The 15,491-nt window shown below is 73.4% G+C and carries 13 protein-coding genes and 1 tRNA gene; 7 read left to right on the top strand and 7 right to left on the bottom strand.

Features of this window, described 5'->3' with window-relative positions; translation table 11 throughout:
- Nucleotides 1-89: 89 nt before the first annotated feature.
- The 4 genes from ABD652_RS10280 to ABD652_RS10265 all read left to right on the top strand — a co-directional run bounded on the left by ABD652_RS10280 (nt 90) and on the right by ABD652_RS10265 (nt 2,567).
- Nucleotides 90-614 (top strand): hypothetical protein, encoded by a 525-nt coding sequence (locus ABD652_RS10280; protein WP_344720941.1) that lies wholly within the window; start codon nt 90-92, stop codon nt 612-614.
- Nucleotides 607-831, top strand: a complete 225-nt coding sequence (locus ABD652_RS10275; RefSeq protein ID WP_344720939.1) for a hypothetical protein — start codon at nt 607-609, stop codon at nt 829-831. The genes ABD652_RS10280 and ABD652_RS10275 overlap by 8 nt, the downstream gene beginning before the upstream one ends.
- A gap of 10 nt (nt 832-841) precedes the next feature.
- Nucleotides 842-2,011 carry an SGNH/GDSL hydrolase family protein gene (locus ABD652_RS10270; RefSeq protein WP_344720937.1) on the top strand — a complete coding sequence of 390 codons (1,170 nt, stop codon included), beginning with the start codon at nt 842-844 and terminating at the stop codon, nt 2,009-2,011.
- A gap of 124 nt (nt 2,012-2,135) precedes the next feature.
- On the top strand, nt 2,136-2,567 hold the full coding sequence (locus ABD652_RS10265; protein WP_344720934.1) for a VOC family protein: 432 nt from the start codon (nt 2,136-2,138) through the stop codon (nt 2,565-2,567).
- 27 nt (nt 2,568-2,594) lie between these two features.
- Here the strand turns inward: ABD652_RS10265 and ABD652_RS10260 are convergent, their stop codons facing one another.
- From ABD652_RS10260 to mptB (ABD652_RS10240), 5 genes are read right to left on the bottom strand one after another with little or no spacing between them, the layout of a single operon-like run.
- The gene (locus tag ABD652_RS10260; RefSeq protein ID WP_344720932.1) at nt 2,595-3,566 is read right to left on the bottom strand and encodes an AEC family transporter; all 972 of its coding nucleotides are present in this window, start codon (nt 3,564-3,566) and stop codon (nt 2,595-2,597) included.
- Between the two features lie 9 nt (nt 3,567-3,575).
- Nucleotides 3,576-4,463 carry an SOS response-associated peptidase gene (locus tag ABD652_RS10255; RefSeq protein WP_344720930.1) on the bottom strand — a complete coding sequence of 296 codons (888 nt, stop codon included), beginning with the start codon at nt 4,461-4,463 and terminating at the stop codon, nt 3,576-3,578.
- 58 nt (nt 4,464-4,521) lie between these two features.
- The gene (locus tag ABD652_RS10250) at nt 4,522-5,952 is read right to left on the bottom strand and encodes a glycosyltransferase family 87 protein (RefSeq protein WP_344720928.1); all 1,431 of its coding nucleotides are present in this window, start codon (nt 5,950-5,952) and stop codon (nt 4,522-4,524) included.
- The gene (gene mptB, locus ABD652_RS10245; protein WP_344720926.1) at nt 5,949-7,742 is read right to left on the bottom strand and encodes a polyprenol phosphomannose-dependent alpha 1,6 mannosyltransferase MptB; all 1,794 of its coding nucleotides are present in this window, start codon (nt 7,740-7,742) and stop codon (nt 5,949-5,951) included. The genes ABD652_RS10250 and mptB (ABD652_RS10245) overlap by 4 nt, the downstream gene beginning before the upstream one ends.
- The gene (mptB, locus tag ABD652_RS10240; RefSeq protein WP_344720923.1) at nt 7,735-9,387 is read right to left on the bottom strand and encodes a polyprenol phosphomannose-dependent alpha 1,6 mannosyltransferase MptB; all 1,653 of its coding nucleotides are present in this window, start codon (nt 9,385-9,387) and stop codon (nt 7,735-7,737) included. Before mptB (ABD652_RS10240) ends, mptB (ABD652_RS10245) begins: the two co-directional genes overlap by 8 nt.
- 200 nt (nt 9,388-9,587) lie before the next feature.
- On the opposite strand from mptB (ABD652_RS10240), the gene orn reads away from it, so the two are divergent.
- The 3 genes from orn to ABD652_RS10225 all read left to right on the top strand — a co-directional run bounded on the left by orn (nt 9,588) and on the right by ABD652_RS10225 (nt 11,957).
- The gene (orn, locus tag ABD652_RS10235; protein ID WP_344720920.1) at nt 9,588-10,238 is read left to right on the top strand and encodes an oligoribonuclease; all 651 of its coding nucleotides are present in this window, start codon (nt 9,588-9,590) and stop codon (nt 10,236-10,238) included.
- Nucleotides 10,239-10,399: 161 nt separating this feature from the next.
- Nucleotides 10,400-10,472 (top strand) — tRNA-His (locus tag ABD652_RS10230).
- 660 nt (nt 10,473-11,132) lie between these two features.
- On the top strand, nt 11,133-11,957 hold the full coding sequence (locus ABD652_RS10225; RefSeq protein ID WP_344720918.1) for a transglycosylase family protein: 825 nt from the start codon (nt 11,133-11,135) through the stop codon (nt 11,955-11,957).
- A gap of 175 nt (nt 11,958-12,132) precedes the next feature.
- Here ABD652_RS10225 and ABD652_RS10220 read toward each other — a convergent pair whose 3' ends face one another.
- Complete coding sequence (locus tag ABD652_RS10220) at nt 12,133-14,571, bottom strand: ComEC/Rec2 family competence protein (RefSeq protein WP_344720916.1); 2,439 nt, start codon at nt 14,569-14,571, stop codon at nt 12,133-12,135.
- Nucleotides 14,568-15,446 (bottom strand): ComEA family DNA-binding protein, encoded by an 879-nt coding sequence (locus ABD652_RS10215; RefSeq protein ID WP_344720913.1) that lies wholly within the window; start codon nt 15,444-15,446, stop codon nt 14,568-14,570. The genes ABD652_RS10220 and ABD652_RS10215 overlap by 4 nt, the downstream gene beginning before the upstream one ends.
- Between the last annotated feature and the right edge of the window lie 45 nt (nt 15,447-15,491).

Raw genomic sequence — 15,491 nt, 5'->3', positions numbered from 1 at the left:
TCGGCCGGCTCCCGACGTCGCCCGCAGGCGATCGAGGACGTCGCTTCCGGACGGATTCGCCCGCGCCGGCCCCGCGGGATCGTGGACCCATGACACCGGAAAGACTGTCGCCCGATCCCTCGTCGCGCTCGGCCCGCGCCTCTGCCGTCCCCGACGCCCCCGCCGACGCCGCCGCATACTCCCCCGGGCTGCGGTGGTACGGGGTGCTGCTGCTGGCGCTGCTGGCGGTGCCGCGGGTGATCACTCACGATCTCGCCCTCGTCCCACCCGGATCTCCGCTCAACGCCCTGCTGGCAGTGCTGCCGCCGGTGCTCTGGGTGTTCGTGGTGCTGCTGCGGCGCGCACCCCGGCCGCTGCTGAGCCTGCTGGCCGTCGGGGCGGTCTACGGATTCCTGCTGGCCCTCGGCCACCAGCTGCTGTGGGAACAGGCCTTCGACGGCGGGACGCCGCAGCTCGGCGGGCGGCTCCAGGATCTCCCGCCCGCCGCCAATGCGCTCCTCACCCGCGGAGCGGCGGTGATCTCGAGCCTGTTCACCGGGGTCGCGCTCGGTCTCGTGACCGGCGCCGTCGCCGCGGGTCTGCAGAACCTGGGGCGGGTGATGCGCCGTGAGTGACCTGCGCTGGCGAATGATCCTCTCGCTGGGACTGCTGGCGCTGCGGCGCCCGCTGACCCGCATGACCGGCGTGCTCGAGACGCCGATCCTGACGACCGTGCTGCTCACCCTCCTCTGGATCGCCGTCGTGGGGCTGACGCGCACCCCGCGGCCCGTGCTGCCCCTGGTGCTGGCCGGACTGACTGACGCGGCGGCGGCCTCGCGGCGGCCGCAGTAGAGTGGAGCGCATGCGCGACATGCTCGACGACGCCTCCCTGCAGTCCTCCCCCGTCACGGCGGAGCTGGTCCATGGTGCGGTGGAGCTGACCGCCGGCGAGCGCGGGCTGTGCCCGTGGCGACTGCCCGGCCGGGCCCGCCGGCAGATCCATGACGAGGGCATGGCCGCCGTCGTCGCCGCCCCCTCGGGCGTGCGGCTGCGGATGCGCACTGCCGCGGACCGGCTGCTGCTGCAAGTGGTCCCGCTGGACCGGACAGTCCATGACGACCCGCTGCGCCCGGCCCAGGTCTATGACGTCCTCGTCGACGGCGAGCTGCTCGCCCAGCCGGTCGCCGAACCCGCCGCGGAGGAATGGGTCGTCGACGTCGCCGCGGCCTGCCCGGGCGGGCGGCTGCCCGACGGCGAGCGGCTCGTCGAGATCTGGCTGCCGACTGAGGAGCCGACGGAACTGATCGCCGTGCACGGCGACGCCCCGGTGGCCCCGGCCGCCCAGCCGGGTCCACGCTGGGTCCACCACGGCAGCTCGATCAGCCACGGCGCCGTCGCCGTCGGCGCCTCCCATGCCTGGCCCGCCGTCGCCGCGCGCTCGGCCGGGCTGGATCTGGTGAATCTGGGCTTCGCCGGCCAGGCGATGCTCGACCAGTACACCGCCCGGTCCCTCCGGGATCTGCCCGCAGATCTGCTCTCGGTGAAGCTGGGCATCAACATCGTCAACGGCGACACCTTCCGGCTGCGCAGCTTCGCCCCGGCCGTCCACGGATTCCTCGACACGATCCGCGACGGGCACCCGGAGACGCCGCTGCTGCTGATGACCCCGATCTGGTGCGGCATCCACGAGCACACCCCCGGCCCGGTGGAGATCGCGGAGGTCGACGACGGCGGCGGGCCGCGGTCCCTCGCCCGGGCGACCGGCGATCCGGCTCAGGTGGCCGCCGGCCGGCTGACGCTGACGATCATCCGCGAGGAGCTGGCCCGCATCGCCGCCGACCGCGCCGCCGAGGATCCGCATCTGCACCTGGTCGAGGGCCCGGGGCTCTACGGCGCCGAGGATGCGCGGACCCACCCGCTGCCCGATGCGCTGCATCCCGACACCGCGACGCACCGGCTCATCGGCGAGCGCGCCGCCGACACCCTGCGCCGCGCGGTGGAGTCGACGACGCAGACCGTGCGCTCGGGCTGAGCCGAGCCGAGCCGAGCCCAGACGAGACGTCGGGCCGGCCGAGGGAGCCGACGACGCCCCGTGCCCCGTGCCCCGTGGGGCCGACTCTGTCCGCACGGACCCCGGGCGCAGTAACCTGCCGTGCATGAGCATCGCACTGGAGAACGTCGGCATCGCCGTCCCCGATCTGGAGTCCGCCGTCGCCTTCTTCACCGACCTCGGCCTCACCGTGCTCGGCCGGGACACCGTCGAAGGCGAGTGGGCCGACACCGTGGTCGGGCTCGACGGCCACCGGGCACGCCTCGCCATGCTCCAGACGCCGGACGGCGCCGGACGGTTGGAGCTCTTCGAGCAGATCCGTCCGCCGGCGATCGCGGCGGCGCCCGCCCAGCCCCATCAGGTCGGGATGCATCGGGTGGCCTTCTCCGTGGACGACCTCGACGAGGCCCTGGAGATCGCGGCGAGCCACGGCTGCCGCCCGCTGCGCGGCGTGGCCACCTACCGGGACGCCGTCCGGCTGACCTACCTCCGCGGCCCCGGCGACATCCTGGTGATGCTCGCCCAGCGGCTGGGCTGAGCCGGGCCGGCGACGGCCTCCGTCCCGTCAGAGCAGCAGGAACTCGGCCGCCAGCGGGATCGTGAGGATCGAGGCCAGCGTGCCGGCGACCAGGATCGCCGCGGCCAGCCGCCCGTCGCCGTCGTACTCCTCGGAGAAGACGAAGACCGTCGTCGACGAGGGCATCGCGGCCATCAGCACCAGGGCCGCGGCCCAGACGGGGCCGAGGTGATCGGCCAGCGGCAGCACCGCCAGCCAGGTGGCCAGCGGCAGCACGAGGATCTTCACCGCAGTGCCCAGCGTGATGGCGCGCTTGGGGACCCCTCCGGAGCGCACGCCCTCCAGCGCCGGATGCATGGCCAGCCCGACGGCGAACAGCGCCACCGGCACCGCGGTGTCGCCGACCATCGCCACGCTCTCGGAGAGCACCTCCGGCACTGCCAGCGGGGTCAGCACCACCGCCAGCGCCGCGGCCATGGACAGCGCGACCGGGTTCAGCAGCACCGCTTTGCGCACGATCGGCCAGAGCCGACGGCGCCAAGCCGCGCGAAAACCGGCCGGGCCCGTCGCTCCGGTGGCTACTGTGCGCACCACCGGGTAGCCGGTCATGTAGATCATGTTGTGCGTCAGGTGCAGCACGCCGGCGGCCAGTGCGGCCTCGGGGCCGACGGTGCTGAGCGTGATGGGCATGCCGAAGTAGCCCACGTTGCCGAAGGTCGCCGCCAACGACGTCGGGGCGGCGCCGGAGGCCGCCCGCGCTCCCATCGCCCGCGTCGCGGCGTAGGTCAGCACTGAGAGCATCAGCGTCACGCCGGCGGCGAGCGGGATCGCCGCGGCCGGCACGCCCTGCGCCGGCGGGGCGGCCAGCACCGCCGAGAAGACGAAGGAGGGCAGCCCGAAGTAGAAGACGAAGGCGTTCAGCCCGGACTGGGCCTGACGGAAGCGGGCGGCGAAGCCCGCCAGGAATCCGACGGCGAGCACGATGAACATCGGCGCGATCGTCGTCAGCATCGAGAGCATCTGACGATGTTAGAACAGACCCTCGATCGGCCGCGTCAGCTCCGGGGAATCATTGCGGACGTTGCCCACCGCCCGGTCGACCTCGTCGATCGCGAAGCCGCGGGCGACGTCGAGCGCCGCCGCCTGCAGCCGCTCCAGCTGGACGGCGGCCTCGTCGCGGTCGCGCTCGCCCGGGCGGATCCAGTCCGCGGCGGTCTCGGCGTCCAGGGCAAGCGGGAGGCGATCATGCAGATCGGCCAGCGTCTGCAGCGTCTCGTCTCCCTCGTTGGTCGCATCGCCGGGTCCCGGCTCGGGCGAGGGGCCGGTGAGGATCGTCGTCGACAGCACCCAGGAGTCGGCGCCGGCGGCGACCAGCTCGGGGTCCTGCCACCACTCGTAGAGCCCGGCGAAGAGCAGCACCGAGCCGTCGGCCGGGCGGATGTGGTGCGGGGTGCGGACCGTCCTGCCGGTGGTCTCGTCGACGGCGGCCCGCCACTCGTAGTAGCCCTGGGCCGGCACGGCGCAGCGCCGCCGACGCACCGCCGACCGGAAGCTGGGCTTGCTCGCCGCCGTCTCCGAGCGGGCGTTGAAGGTCTTGGCGCTGAACGCCGCCGACTCGGCCCAGCGCGGCAGCAGGCCCCAGCGCGCCGAGTGGATCTCGCGGCGCCTCGCCCCGGCCGGCGACGCCGAGGGCTCCGCGGAGGACGCGGCGGACGCGGCGGACGCGGCGGACGACTCCGCGCCGTCGGCCGCCTCGACGAGCCGCTCGACGAGGATCGGCACTGTCGCCGTCGGAGCGATGTTCCAGGACTGCTGGATCGCCGTCGTCGCCGGGACCTCGACCTCATCGAGCCCGGCGGCCGAGAGGGCGTCGACCAGGTCGCCGGCCCGCAGGGCCATCACGTAGCGGCCGCACATGCTCGCCTCGCCTCCTTCTCCGCCGCTCTCTCCGCCGTCGGCGTGTGTCCGGGCGTGCTCACCAGCGCAGCCCCGCCCGCAGCCGCGCTCCCCGCCCCGGCAGCGTGAACCGGTCCTCGCGGCCGGCGGTGGTGCCGGCCAGCGGATCGAACACCGGCGGCTCGCCGACGCGGACGACGTCGCGCTGCGGGTCCAGGATCTCACGGACCACCTGGACCACCAGATGGATCACCGCCGCCATGTGCAGCACGATGCCCAGCCCGTAGGCGACCTCGATGAGGTGATGGCCGGCGCCGAACTCCCCGCCGGAGGTGATCTTCGCGCTCATCAGCCACACCGCCGCCCAGTGGAAGACTTCGACGGCCTGCCAGACGACCAGCCCGCGCAGCTTCGGCCGGGCGAGCACCGCCAGCGGGATCAGCCACATCACGAACTGCGGCGAATAGACCTTGCCCAGCAGGATGAAGCAGGCGACGATCAGGAAGCACAGCTGCGCGAGGCGCGGACGCGTCGGCGCGGCCAGGGCAAGCCAGGCGATGCCCAGGCAGCAGAGCAGGAACAGCCCGTTGGACAGCAGCGAGAAGCCCTGCCCGTCCAGCGGCAGCCAGGTGAAGGCCAGCCACATCGAGGAGAACGAGACCTCGCGGTCGGAGGAGAACCGGTAGAAGGTCGCCCACTGGTCGAAGGCGGTGAGCATGAACGGGAGGTTGACCACCAGCCAGGTGCCCGCGGCGCCGCCGACGACCGCCGCCAGCGAGCGCAGCCGCCCGCTGCGCAGGCACAGCACCAGGATCGCGCCGAGGAAGAACAGCGGATACAGCTTCATCGCCGTACCCAGGCCCAGCAGCACCCCGGCCCAGACCGGCCGCGAGCGGCCGAAGAGCAGCAGCGCCAGCGCCCCCAGGAACACCGCCCACATGTCCCAGTTCACCGACAGCGTCAGGATGATCCCTGGGGCCAGAGCGACCAGCAGCGCGTCGCCGCGCCGACGTCCGGCCGAGGCGGCGGTGGCCAGCACCGTGCCGAGCCAGCAGAGCACGACGGCGGCGTGGTTGAGGTCGTAGAAGGCCAGCACCCGATCCGCGCCCTCGCCGGTGCCCGGCACCAGCGAGGCCAGGGCGCCGGCGACCAGGCCGAGGAGCACCGGGTACTCCATCACCTGGCCCTCGGGAGCCGGATCGAGGAACGGGAAGACGCCCGCGGCGAGCCCGCGCTCGGTGAACAGCAGCGAGAAGTCGGAGTAGCACATGTGCACGTGCTGGTCGGGGCTGGCCCAGCCGTTGATCCGGCACCATTGCACCGCCAGCACCGAGAGCACTGCGCCGACGACGGTCGCGGCCAGCAGCAGCGCCAGCAGGCGCGGGCCTGTCGGCAGGTGCAGCCGGCCCGGCCCGGTCGGGCGGGCGGAATCCTCCCGGCGGTCCTCTGCGGGGCGTTCGGCAGGCTGATCGGCGGGATGGTCGGCGGAGTGCTGCGACGGTCGTCTCACCTGGGGTCCTCCGGGCGGGGGTGGTCGGCGGGGCGGGGGTGGTCGGCGGGATCTGTCGGCCCGTCGGCGGGCGACCCTCGGGCGGTCCCGGCATCGGCACCGGCATCGGCACCGGCATCGGCACCGGCACCGGAGCTGCCCCCGGGGCCGGGCACTGTGTCGGGCACCAGCTCCCGCCTCGACCAGGAGCGGCTGCGGATCGTCGGGGCGCGCACCGAGGTCCAGCCCTCGGCGAGGTTCCACCGCTGGGCGGGGCGGGAGAGGTCGAAATGCTCGCCGGTGCCGGGGTCGATGAGCACCAGGAAGGCCAGGTAGGCCAGCGCGACGAGCACGGCGATGCTCTGCACTGTGGCAGTGTCGATCCACTGGGCCACCGAGAGCTGGCCGACCAGCGAGACCAGCACCACTCCGGTGAGCACCAGCGTCACCAGCATCAGCAGCCGCCCCCGGTGGACGTGGACGACGGCGACCAGCGGGAGCACCCACAGCAGGTACCAGGGCTGGATGACCGACGAGCAGGCCACCACCAGGGCGACGGCGTAGCCCGCCCAGAGCACCGGATTGCCCAGCCGCGGCCGCAGCAGCATCACTGCGACCAGCAGCACCGAGAGCACGCGGAAGCCCAGATGGACCGCCGAGGCGACGACGTCGGCCTCGGGACCGCCGGCCTCGGCGACGACCCAGCCGACGGCGCCGCCGAGCAGCCCCACCGGTGCCGCCTGGGTGATCGCCGACCCGGCGGTCAGCGCCGCAGTCACCCAGCCCAGCCCGACGCCGAGGGCCTGGCCGGCCGCCAGCAGCAGCACCACCGCCACCGCTCCGGCGACGAGCCACTCGCGCAGCCGCAGCGCGTAGGAGTCGGTGCGGTCCAGCGTCAGCAGCATCGCGAAGGGCAGCACGACCACGGCGATGGGCTTGATCGCCACGGCGGCGGTGAGCACCACGACGGCCGCCAGCCGCCGGCGGCGCAGACACCACCACAGGCCCAGCAGGACCAGCCCCAGCATCGGCGCGTCGTTGTGCGCCGCCGGCAGCAGCACCAGCAGGCTCAGCGGATTCAGCAGGCACAGCCACAGCGCCCAGGCCGGCTGCGAGCCCATCGCGCGGGCCAGCCGCGGGATGACGCGGACCATCAGCAGCACTCCGGCCAGGCTGAGCAGGCGGAAGCACAGGATGCCGATCTCCGGGACCCCGCCGGAGAGGACCCAGATGCCGCGTGCGATGAGGAGGAACAGCGGCCCGTAGGGCGAGGGCGACTGCGCCCAGACGCCGTCGGCGCCCTCCATGAACCAGCCGGGCAGCTCCGATACCCCGGTCTCGTAGGGATTCATCCCGCTCTGCAGCACCCGCCCCTGGGCCAGATAGGAATAGACGTCGCGGGAGATGATCGGCAGCGTCAGCAGCAGCGGAGCCGACCACATCCACACCGCCGTGCGCGCTGTCGCCGTGGCCTCCGCAGTCCAGCCGCCCACCCGGCGCGACAGGCGCAGCCAGGAGCGCACCAGCAGCAGCGTGCCCAGCACCAGCAGCACTGTACAGGTGACCACCCCGCCAGTGGTGGTGCGCAGCGGCAGCAGCATCGGGCTGGTCGCCAGCAGCGAGTCCGGGGTGATGGGCAGCCAGCCCACGCCCCAGGAGCCGACCATGATCAGCAGCGCGGCCAGCAGCCCCTGGCGCAGCGTGTGCGAGACCGCCGCCTCCTCGCCGCCGATCAGCCAGGACGTCACCGGCAGACGGCCGAGCAGCTCGCGCAGAGCCACCACGAAGCGGCCGAGACGGGACTCACGCATGCGCATCCCCGCTGCTCCCGGGACGCTCGTGCCGCCCCGGCCGCCGCGCCGTCGTCGGATCCGCCGCGTGCCGCGCCGTCGGCCCGCAGGTGCGCCACCCCTGGAACAGCACCCAGCGGGTGCCGCGGTCGACGAGCGCCATCCAGGCGATGCAGGTCCAGGAGATGGCCAGCGACAATGCCGCCATCCGGCCCTCCAGCTGCAGGAAGTTCCAGATCGAGAGCTGGTCCATCGCGCCGAAGGCCAGGAAGAAGGCCACGGTGAAGACGACCCATTTGAACTGCCAGTCGCCGCGGATGCCGGTGACGGCGAACAGCGGCAGCAGCCACAGCAGGTACCAGGGCTGGATGATCGGCGAGAGCACCACCAGCGCGGTCAGCGCCCACATCATCCGCTGGACGATGTGCTGCTCCGAGCCGCGGATCATCAGCACGATCACGATCGCCACCGAGATCAGTCGGCCGAGGAGCTTCAGCGTGTCCAGCGTCCAGTACGAGGCCAGGCCCAGCGAGTCCAGCAGCGTGCTCAGCGCCGTGTCGAGGATGCCGATCGGCGACCAGAACACGCTGCCGGTGCCGGTGCCGGCCAGCACGCTCACCCAGCCGAAGCCCGAGCCCTGCACGAACCCGACGGCGACGAGCACCACGGCGGCCAGTGCCGCGGTCATCGCCCAATACCTCAGACGTCGCGGCCAGGAGGCGCCCGGGCCGGCCCAGAGCAGCCCGATGAACGGCAGCAGCACCATGGTGATGGGCTTGATGCCGATCGAGAGCACCACCAGCAGCGTGGCGACGACGCCGCGGCCGCGGGCGGCGGCCCAGATCCCGGCGAGGGCGAGGCCGACCATCAGCGCATCATTGTGCGCAGAGGAGATGAAGCTGACAATCAGCAGCGGGTTCGCGACGGTGATCCACTGGGCGCGCCCCGGGTCGACGCCGTGCATCCGGGCCAGCGGCGGCACGCAGACCATGATCAGCACGACGCCGAGCACGCAGGCGGCCCGGAAGAGCAGGATGGCCAGGTCGACGTCGTCGCCGGTCAGTCGCATCACCCCGGCCTCCAGCCAGAGGAAGATCGGGCCGTAGGGCGTCTCGGACTCCGCCCAGAGGACGTCGGTGCCCAGCTGGAACCAGTTCGCCACCGAGGAGACGCCGGTCTCGTAGGGGTCGCGGCCGGCGAGCACCAGCCTCCCCTGGCCCAGATAGGCGAAGACGTCGCGGGAGAAGATCGGGGCCGAGACCAGCTGGGGCAGCGACCAGAGCACCGCGGCCAGCGTGACCGTGCGCAGGCTCCTCCCGCCGAAGCCCTCCAGCGCTCGCCCGAGGCGCAGCCAGGCGCGGAACATCACCCAGCAGCCCAGGGTGAGCGCCGCCGTCGAGGCGATCACCCCGGCCGGCTCGGTGCGCAGCAGGATCACCCAGTCCAGCCGCGCGGCCGCCGAGATCGAGACCAGCCAGCCGACGCCGAAGGAACCCAGCAGCACCAGCAGCGAGCCCAGCACCCCCTCCACGAGGGGTCCGCGGGGACTGCGCGGGCGGTGCTCGGTGCGGCCGAACTCCTGGATGCGGGAGAGCACCTCGCGGGACCGACCGCCGGGTCTCGGCGTCCGGGAAGCGGGATCGTCGGCGGCGGCCTGCTCGGTCATCCCCCCGAAGATACCACCGGGGCCGCACGACGCCGGGGCGCCGTGCGGGCGCGGATCCGCGTGCTGGCGGGGCTCGAGCCGGCGCCCCGGGAAGGCCGGCGACGCCCGGCGACGCAGAGTCGGTCACGGTGCCGGTCGCTGTGCCCGATACCGTGCCCGACGCCGTGCCGCCGGCTCCGACTCCTCGATAGACTCTGCCCGTGACTTCTTCAGAGACGACTCCCCCTGCGACGACCGCCGCGACGACCGAGACCGCCTCCGGAGCGGCTCCCGGCACCCGGCCGTCCGGCTCCAGCGCCGCCGGCGACTGGTCCGGGCGCATGGTCTGGATCGACTGCGAGATGACCGGACTCGATCCCGACTCCGACGTGCTGCTCGAAGTGGCCGCCCTGGTGACCGACACCGAGCTGAACATCCTCGGCGACGGCGTCGACGTCGTGATCCGCCCCGACGACGGCGCGCTGGAGGCGATGGGCGACTTCGTGCGGCGGATGCATCGCTCCTCGGGCCTGCTCGACGAGCTGGACTCCGGCACGAGTGTCGAGGAGGCTCAGCGCCGCGTGCTCGACTACGTGCGCACCTGGGTCCCGGAGGCCGGGGTCGCCCCCCTGGCCGGCAACTCGGTCCACGCGGACAAGGCGTTCCTGCGCCTGGCCATGCCGGAGCTGGTCGACCATCTGCACTACCGGATCATCGACGTCTCCACGATCAAGGAGCTGGCCTCTCGCTGGCACCCGCAGGCCCGCGAGGGCGCGCCGGAGAAGACCGGCAACCACCGCGCGCTGGGCGACATCCGGGACTCGATCGAGGAGCTGCGGCACTACCGGGCGACGGTCTTCCGCCAGGCGTGACGCCGGCCCGATGCCGGTGAGAGGGACATCACACCTGCTTCGGGCGGGTCTCGATGTCTCATCGCCGGACGGATATGTGTAGACTGTCATCTGCTGTTCGACAGCCCCGGGGTTCACCGGGGCGCTCGAAGAGCACGGATGCGGCGCAGGTCGCAGTCGTGGTGGGCGTAGCTCAGCAGGTAGAGCATCGCGTTGTGGTCGCGAGGGTCGCGGGTTCGAATCCCGTCGCTCACCCGGATGGTACGTGGGGCCCATGCTTCTGATCGGAAGCATGGGCCCCGTCGTCGTCCCGAGGCCCGCGCCGAGTCCCGGCGCCGCCGCTTCGAGCACGTCGTAACCTGAGCGTGACCTGAGCACCGCCTGAGGTCGCGCAGGGCACGACGAGCAGGTGACGAGCAGGCGAACGCCGGGTGGACGCAGGCTGTGCTGAGTGTCACACCCTGCGGTCGATGGTCGGGCAGCACCCGCCCCCGACCTCCTGACCTGGAGCGACGACGGGTCGGCCGGGACGACACCCCGCTCACATGATTTTCACAGAAAACTTGATCACAGGACGATAACGCCCCTCGATCCCCGCCATGGCGCCGATCTGGATGTTCGACACGCTCATGGAGCGAGTTGACGCAACCGTTCTGAGACCTTTTACTGGTTTGCGGACATCTTCTGTGATGTCGGCGTGATCTGAGGCGCAGCTGGTGGCAGCACCGGCCTCCGGCTTCAGCTCCTCCCGTTCCGGGCCGACCTCGCAGAAGCACAGGTGCCGGCAGGCCCCCTGACACCGTCCACACTGCCGGCTCCGGTGACCATGACCGCAATACATGTGAAAGAAGGCGGACGGTGGCATGACGACGGCCCGGGAGGGTCCGAGTGTGGGGACTTCGGAGCGAACTGCCAATGCAGACCAAGCAGACTTTCAAGAAGATCGTCGGCGGCGGAATGGCCGCCGCGACCCTGGCGGGCGTCGGCGTCGCCGCGACCGCCCCGGCCGCCAACGCCTCCGTCTGGGACCAGCTGGCTCAGTGCGAGTCCGGCGGCGACTGGAGCGCCAACACCGGCAACGGCTTCTACGGTGGACTGCAGTTCACCCCGTCCTCCTGGGCCGCCGTCGGCGGCTCGGGCATGCCGCACGAGGCCTCCAAGGCTGAGCAGATCCAGCGGGCCGAGAAGCTGCAGTCCATGCAGGGCTGGGGCGCCTGGCCGGCCTGCTCGGCGAAGCTGGGCCTCTCCGGCGACCCGGCACCCGCACCGGAGCCCGAGCCGGAGCCGGCCGACCAGGGCCCGACCGACGCGGAGCTGGAGGCCCAGCGTCAGGCTGAGGCGGAGGCCGAGCAGCAGGCCCAGGCCGAGGCTGAGGCCGAGGCCCAGCGCCAGGCCGAGCAGCAGGCCCAGGCCGAGGCTGAGCAGCAGGCTCAGGCCGAGGCTGAGGCGGAGGCCCAGCGCCAGGCCGAGCAGCAGGCCCAGGCTGAGGCCCAGGCCCAGGCCCAGGCTGAGGCTGAGCAGCAGGCTCAGGCCGAGGCTCAGCAGCAGTCCGCCGCCCAGTCGGCCGAGGTCGAGGTCTCCGGCGAGACCCACCAGGTCCAGTCCGGCGACACGCTGGCCAAGATCGCCGCCGAGCACGGCATCGAGAACTGGCGCGACCTGTTGAACGCCAACGCGGACCAGATCGAGGACCCGAACCTCATCTTCGTCGGCGACGAGCTGAAGCTGCCGGTCGCCTGAACGACCTGATCCGCGGCGGCTGACGCCGCCGCAGCCGGCTCGGTCCGCCTTGCGCGGACCGTGACCGCCCGGAAGGGGCGGGAGTCGACGGACACCGTCGGCTCCCGCCCCTTCTGTCGTGTCCGGCCCCTGCGTCTGTCCGCTCCGTCCTCCGCGACCCGGCCGAGGGATGCGCTCAGCCGCCCGTCCGCACCCGCAGGACGCCGTCGTCGAGGGAGAACGTGACCAGCCCGTGCTCGTCGGTGCGGTAGACCGTCGTCCCCGCCGCCTGCAGCGCCTGCAGGGTCACCCCGGCCGGGTGCCCGTAGTCGTTCTCCTCGCCGACGGAGATCACCGCGACTTCGGGACGGCGTCGGGTGATCAGCGCCGTGCCGCCGTCGCGGGCCCCGTGGTGCGAGACCTTCAACAGGTCGATGTCCTCGGGCAGCATGCCGGCGTCCAGCGCCTTCCGGGTCTCGGCGGCCTCCAGGTCCCCCTGCGTCAGCACATCGACGGTGCGGTCGCCGCCGTCCGTCGGGGACGACGGCGCGCCGCGGGACGACACGGCGAAGTGCACCGCCGCCGAGGCGTCGTTCGGCCTCTCCGCCTCGGCCGCGGCATGGACCACGCGCCACTCCACGGGCATCCGGCCGGCGACGCGTCCGGAGACGCCCGGCTCCGCCCGGTGCACCGGGACGCCGTCGAGCCCCAGCTCGGCGGCGGCGTCCCACGCGCGACTGCCGCCGTGCAGGACCTTCCCCACCTTCCGACCCTCGGCGACGCCGTCGACGCCTCCGACATGATCCTGATGCTCGTGGGAGAGGACCAGCACCCGCACCTGCGCGACCCCCAGCGTGTCGAGACACGCGTCGGCCGGGTCCGGAGCGGGCCCGGCGTCGACGACGATCGCCTCCTCGTCCCCGGTGCGCACCACGAGCATGTCTCCCTGGCCGACGTCGCACTGGGCGATCCGCCAGTCCTCGCCGGGTCCCGAGCCCACCGGCGTCGGCGCCAGCAGCCCGGAGAGGCCGGGCACCGCCTGCACCGGCATCACCAGGGCGAGCAGCGCCGCCGCCGCGGCGGCGAGGACCCCGGTCCCCGACCGGCTCAGACGCCGGAGGACCAGAGAGCGGACCAGACCCAGCGCGGCCAGGATATAGAGCATGCCGAGGACCGCTCCGGCGCCGCCGTCGGGCCAGTCGACCATGGCCTGCGGAAGGTCGGCAGTCTCGCGACCGACGGCGGCGATCAGCGCCGCCGGGATGCCGCAGCACCACAGCATCGCCTCGGCGAGGCCCGGCAGCCAGGCGGCCAGCACCGCCGCGGCGGTCCCCGGCACGGTGACCAGCGGAACCAGCGGCGCGGCGAGCACATTGGCCGGGATCGCATAGAGGCTCATCCCCTCGGCCAGCGGAACCAGCAGCGGGGTGACGAAGAGCTGGGCCGCGCACGCCAGTGCCAGCACGGAGGCCGCCCAGCGCGGCATCACCGTCTCCAGCAGCCGCTGCAGGGGCGTGCCGATGAGCACGATCCCGGCCGTCGCGGCCGCCGACAGCACGAAGGCCGGCTCCATGGCGAACCACGGGTCGACGACCAGCAGGGTGATCACGCAGACGCAGAGCAGCGGGAAGGCCGCCCGCCCGCGGCCGGCGAAGATCGCCAGCGCTCCGATCCCGCCCATCACTGCGGCTCGGATCACGCTCGGTTCGGGGTGGACGAGCAGCACGAAGGCACCCAGCGTGACCACGGCCGCCGGCGGCGAGCACCAGCGCGGCAGGCGCAGCAGCCGCAGCCCGGCCAGCACCGCGCCCAGGACCAGCGCACAGTTCGCCCCGCTGACTGCGGTCAGGTGGCTCAGTCCCGCCTGCTGCATCGCCGTGGTCAGTTCCTCGGACTGCTGCGAGCGGTCTCCGAGGACCATCCCCGGCAGCAGCTGCGGGGCCTCCCCCGGCGCAGACTCCGCCGCCTCCGCGGTGGCGGTCCGCATGGGCTCCACGACCCGCCAGAGGCGCGTCCAGCCGTCGGGCGGCAGCTGGTCGATCGGCTCGCCGAAGGGCGTGAGCAGCGCCGTCGCGCGGTCTCCGGGCTCAGTCGGCGTCGACTGCAGCAGCCCGCGCAGGCGTTCGCCGTGATGGATCGCCCCGGCCTCCTCGGCCTCGAGCAGCAGCACCGCCGAGGCCTCGACCTCACGCGGCTGCTCGGCCTCTCGTCGGGTGAGCACCTCGACCTCGACGATCGCCCGGGGCGTGCCGTCGAGGCCGGCTTCGGCGAGCCGCCGCGGATCCGAGATCGCACGCAGGGTGAGCTGCTGCGGCGCCCGCTCCTCGACGACCCGGTCCCATCCGCTCTCCTGATGCCCGGAGAGCTCCAGGCCCGCGGTCAGCGCCGCGGCACCGGCCAGGCTGCAGGCCAGCACCAGATGCACCGCCGTCTGCCGCAGGCGTCGCGACTGCCCGCCGTCGGAGAGCAGGCGCAGCACGGCCGCCAGCAGCACGCCCAGCAGGACGGCCCCGCCCAGCAGCACCAGCCCCAGCGCCAGCGCGCCCGCGGCGTCGAGGTGCACTGCCGCCGCGGCGGCCGCCCAGGTCCCCGCGGCCGCCGGCAGCAGCCGCAGATCCAGCGGCCGCGGGCTCACCAGGTCACCTGGCCCTCGAGGTCCTCCAGCGTGGCGGGACCGATGCCGCGCACTCCCGCCAGGTCCTCCAACGACTCGAAGGGCCCGGCCGTCTCCCGGTGCTCGAGGATCCGTTCGGCCAGCGCCGGCCCGATGCCGGTGAGGCCCTGCAGCGTCTCCGCGTCGGCCCGATTCAGGTCGATCGGCCCGGCGTCCTCGGTGCCCTCCGCGCCTCCTCCGGCTCCGCCGCTCGGCCCGGCGCCTCCGCCGCCCGGGGCGGCCGGTCCGCCCGCCGTCTCGCCGGACTCCAGCTCCTCGAGCGTGGGCACGCGCAGATAGCCGCCGTCGACGGCCTCGGCGGCCAGATTGATCCCCTCGGCGGCGGCGTCCTCCGTCAGTCCGCCGGCGGCCTCCACGGCGTCGCGGACGCGGGCGCCGGGCGGAAGCTCCACCACCCCGGGCTCGACGACGGCGCCGGCGACGTGCACGACGATCGCCGCAGGGGTCTCCGCCGTCGCCGAGGTCTCGGGAGCCTCGGAGCCCGACGGCGGGTCCGTCCTCGTGGCGTCGGCGGACTCCGGATCGCTCGCGGTCGCCTCCCCGGCGTCGGTCGTCGCCTCTCCGCCGGCTTCCGAGCCGGATGCCGAGCCGCTTCCTCCGCCCGGGCCGGGCTCGGCGCGCAGCGTGGGATCCTCGGGCGGCTGCTCCGAGGCCGAGGGGCTGCTGGTCAGCCAGGAGACCGCCAGCCAGACCAGCAGCCCGACCACCACCGTCGCCGCGGCGGTGAAGCGCAGACCCACGCGCGTCGGCGCCCGGTGAGCGGCCTCGCGCTGGACGCGCAGCCGCTCCCGTCGGGAGAGCACGGGGTCGTCGTCGAAGGGCCCCTGGTCGTCCATGCCGCCGAGGCTAGAGACTCGGCGAGCCCGGGCCGAGCCGATCGG

Origin of the sequence: Nesterenkonia halobia (assembly GCF_039536005.1) — a bacterium.
GTDB lineage: Bacteria > Actinomycetota > Actinomycetes > Actinomycetales > Micrococcaceae > Nesterenkonia > Nesterenkonia halobia.
This window is presented reverse-complemented; position numbering and strand designations above follow the sequence as displayed.

What these genes read in the sequence shown, in the direction of transcription:
- ABD652_RS10215 (WP_344720913.1), bottom strand. Translation starts at nt 15,446, where the DNA reads ATGGACGACCAGGGGCCCTTCGACGACGACCCCGTGCTCTCCCGACGG.
- ABD652_RS10270 (WP_344720937.1), top strand. Translation starts at nt 842, where the DNA reads ATGCGCGACATGCTCGACGACGCCTCCCTGCAGTCCTCCCCCGTCACG.
- ABD652_RS10255 (WP_344720930.1), bottom strand. Translation starts at nt 4,463, where the DNA reads ATGTGCGGCCGCTACGTGATGGCCCTGCGGGCCGGCGACCTGGTCGAC.
- ABD652_RS10225 (WP_344720918.1), top strand. Translation starts at nt 11,133, where the DNA reads ATGCAGACCAAGCAGACTTTCAAGAAGATCGTCGGCGGCGGAATGGCC.
- mptB (WP_344720926.1), bottom strand. Translation starts at nt 7,742, where the DNA reads ATGCGTGAGTCCCGTCTCGGCCGCTTCGTGGTGGCTCTGCGCGAGCTG.
- ABD652_RS10265 (WP_344720934.1), top strand. Translation starts at nt 2,136, where the DNA reads ATGAGCATCGCACTGGAGAACGTCGGCATCGCCGTCCCCGATCTGGAG.
- mptB (WP_344720923.1), bottom strand. Translation starts at nt 9,387, where the DNA reads ATGACCGAGCAGGCCGCCGCCGACGATCCCGCTTCCCGGACGCCGAGA.
- ABD652_RS10280 (WP_344720941.1), top strand. Translation starts at nt 90, where the DNA reads ATGACACCGGAAAGACTGTCGCCCGATCCCTCGTCGCGCTCGGCCCGC.
- ABD652_RS10260 (WP_344720932.1), bottom strand. Translation starts at nt 3,566, where the DNA reads ATGCTCTCGATGCTGACGACGATCGCGCCGATGTTCATCGTGCTCGCC.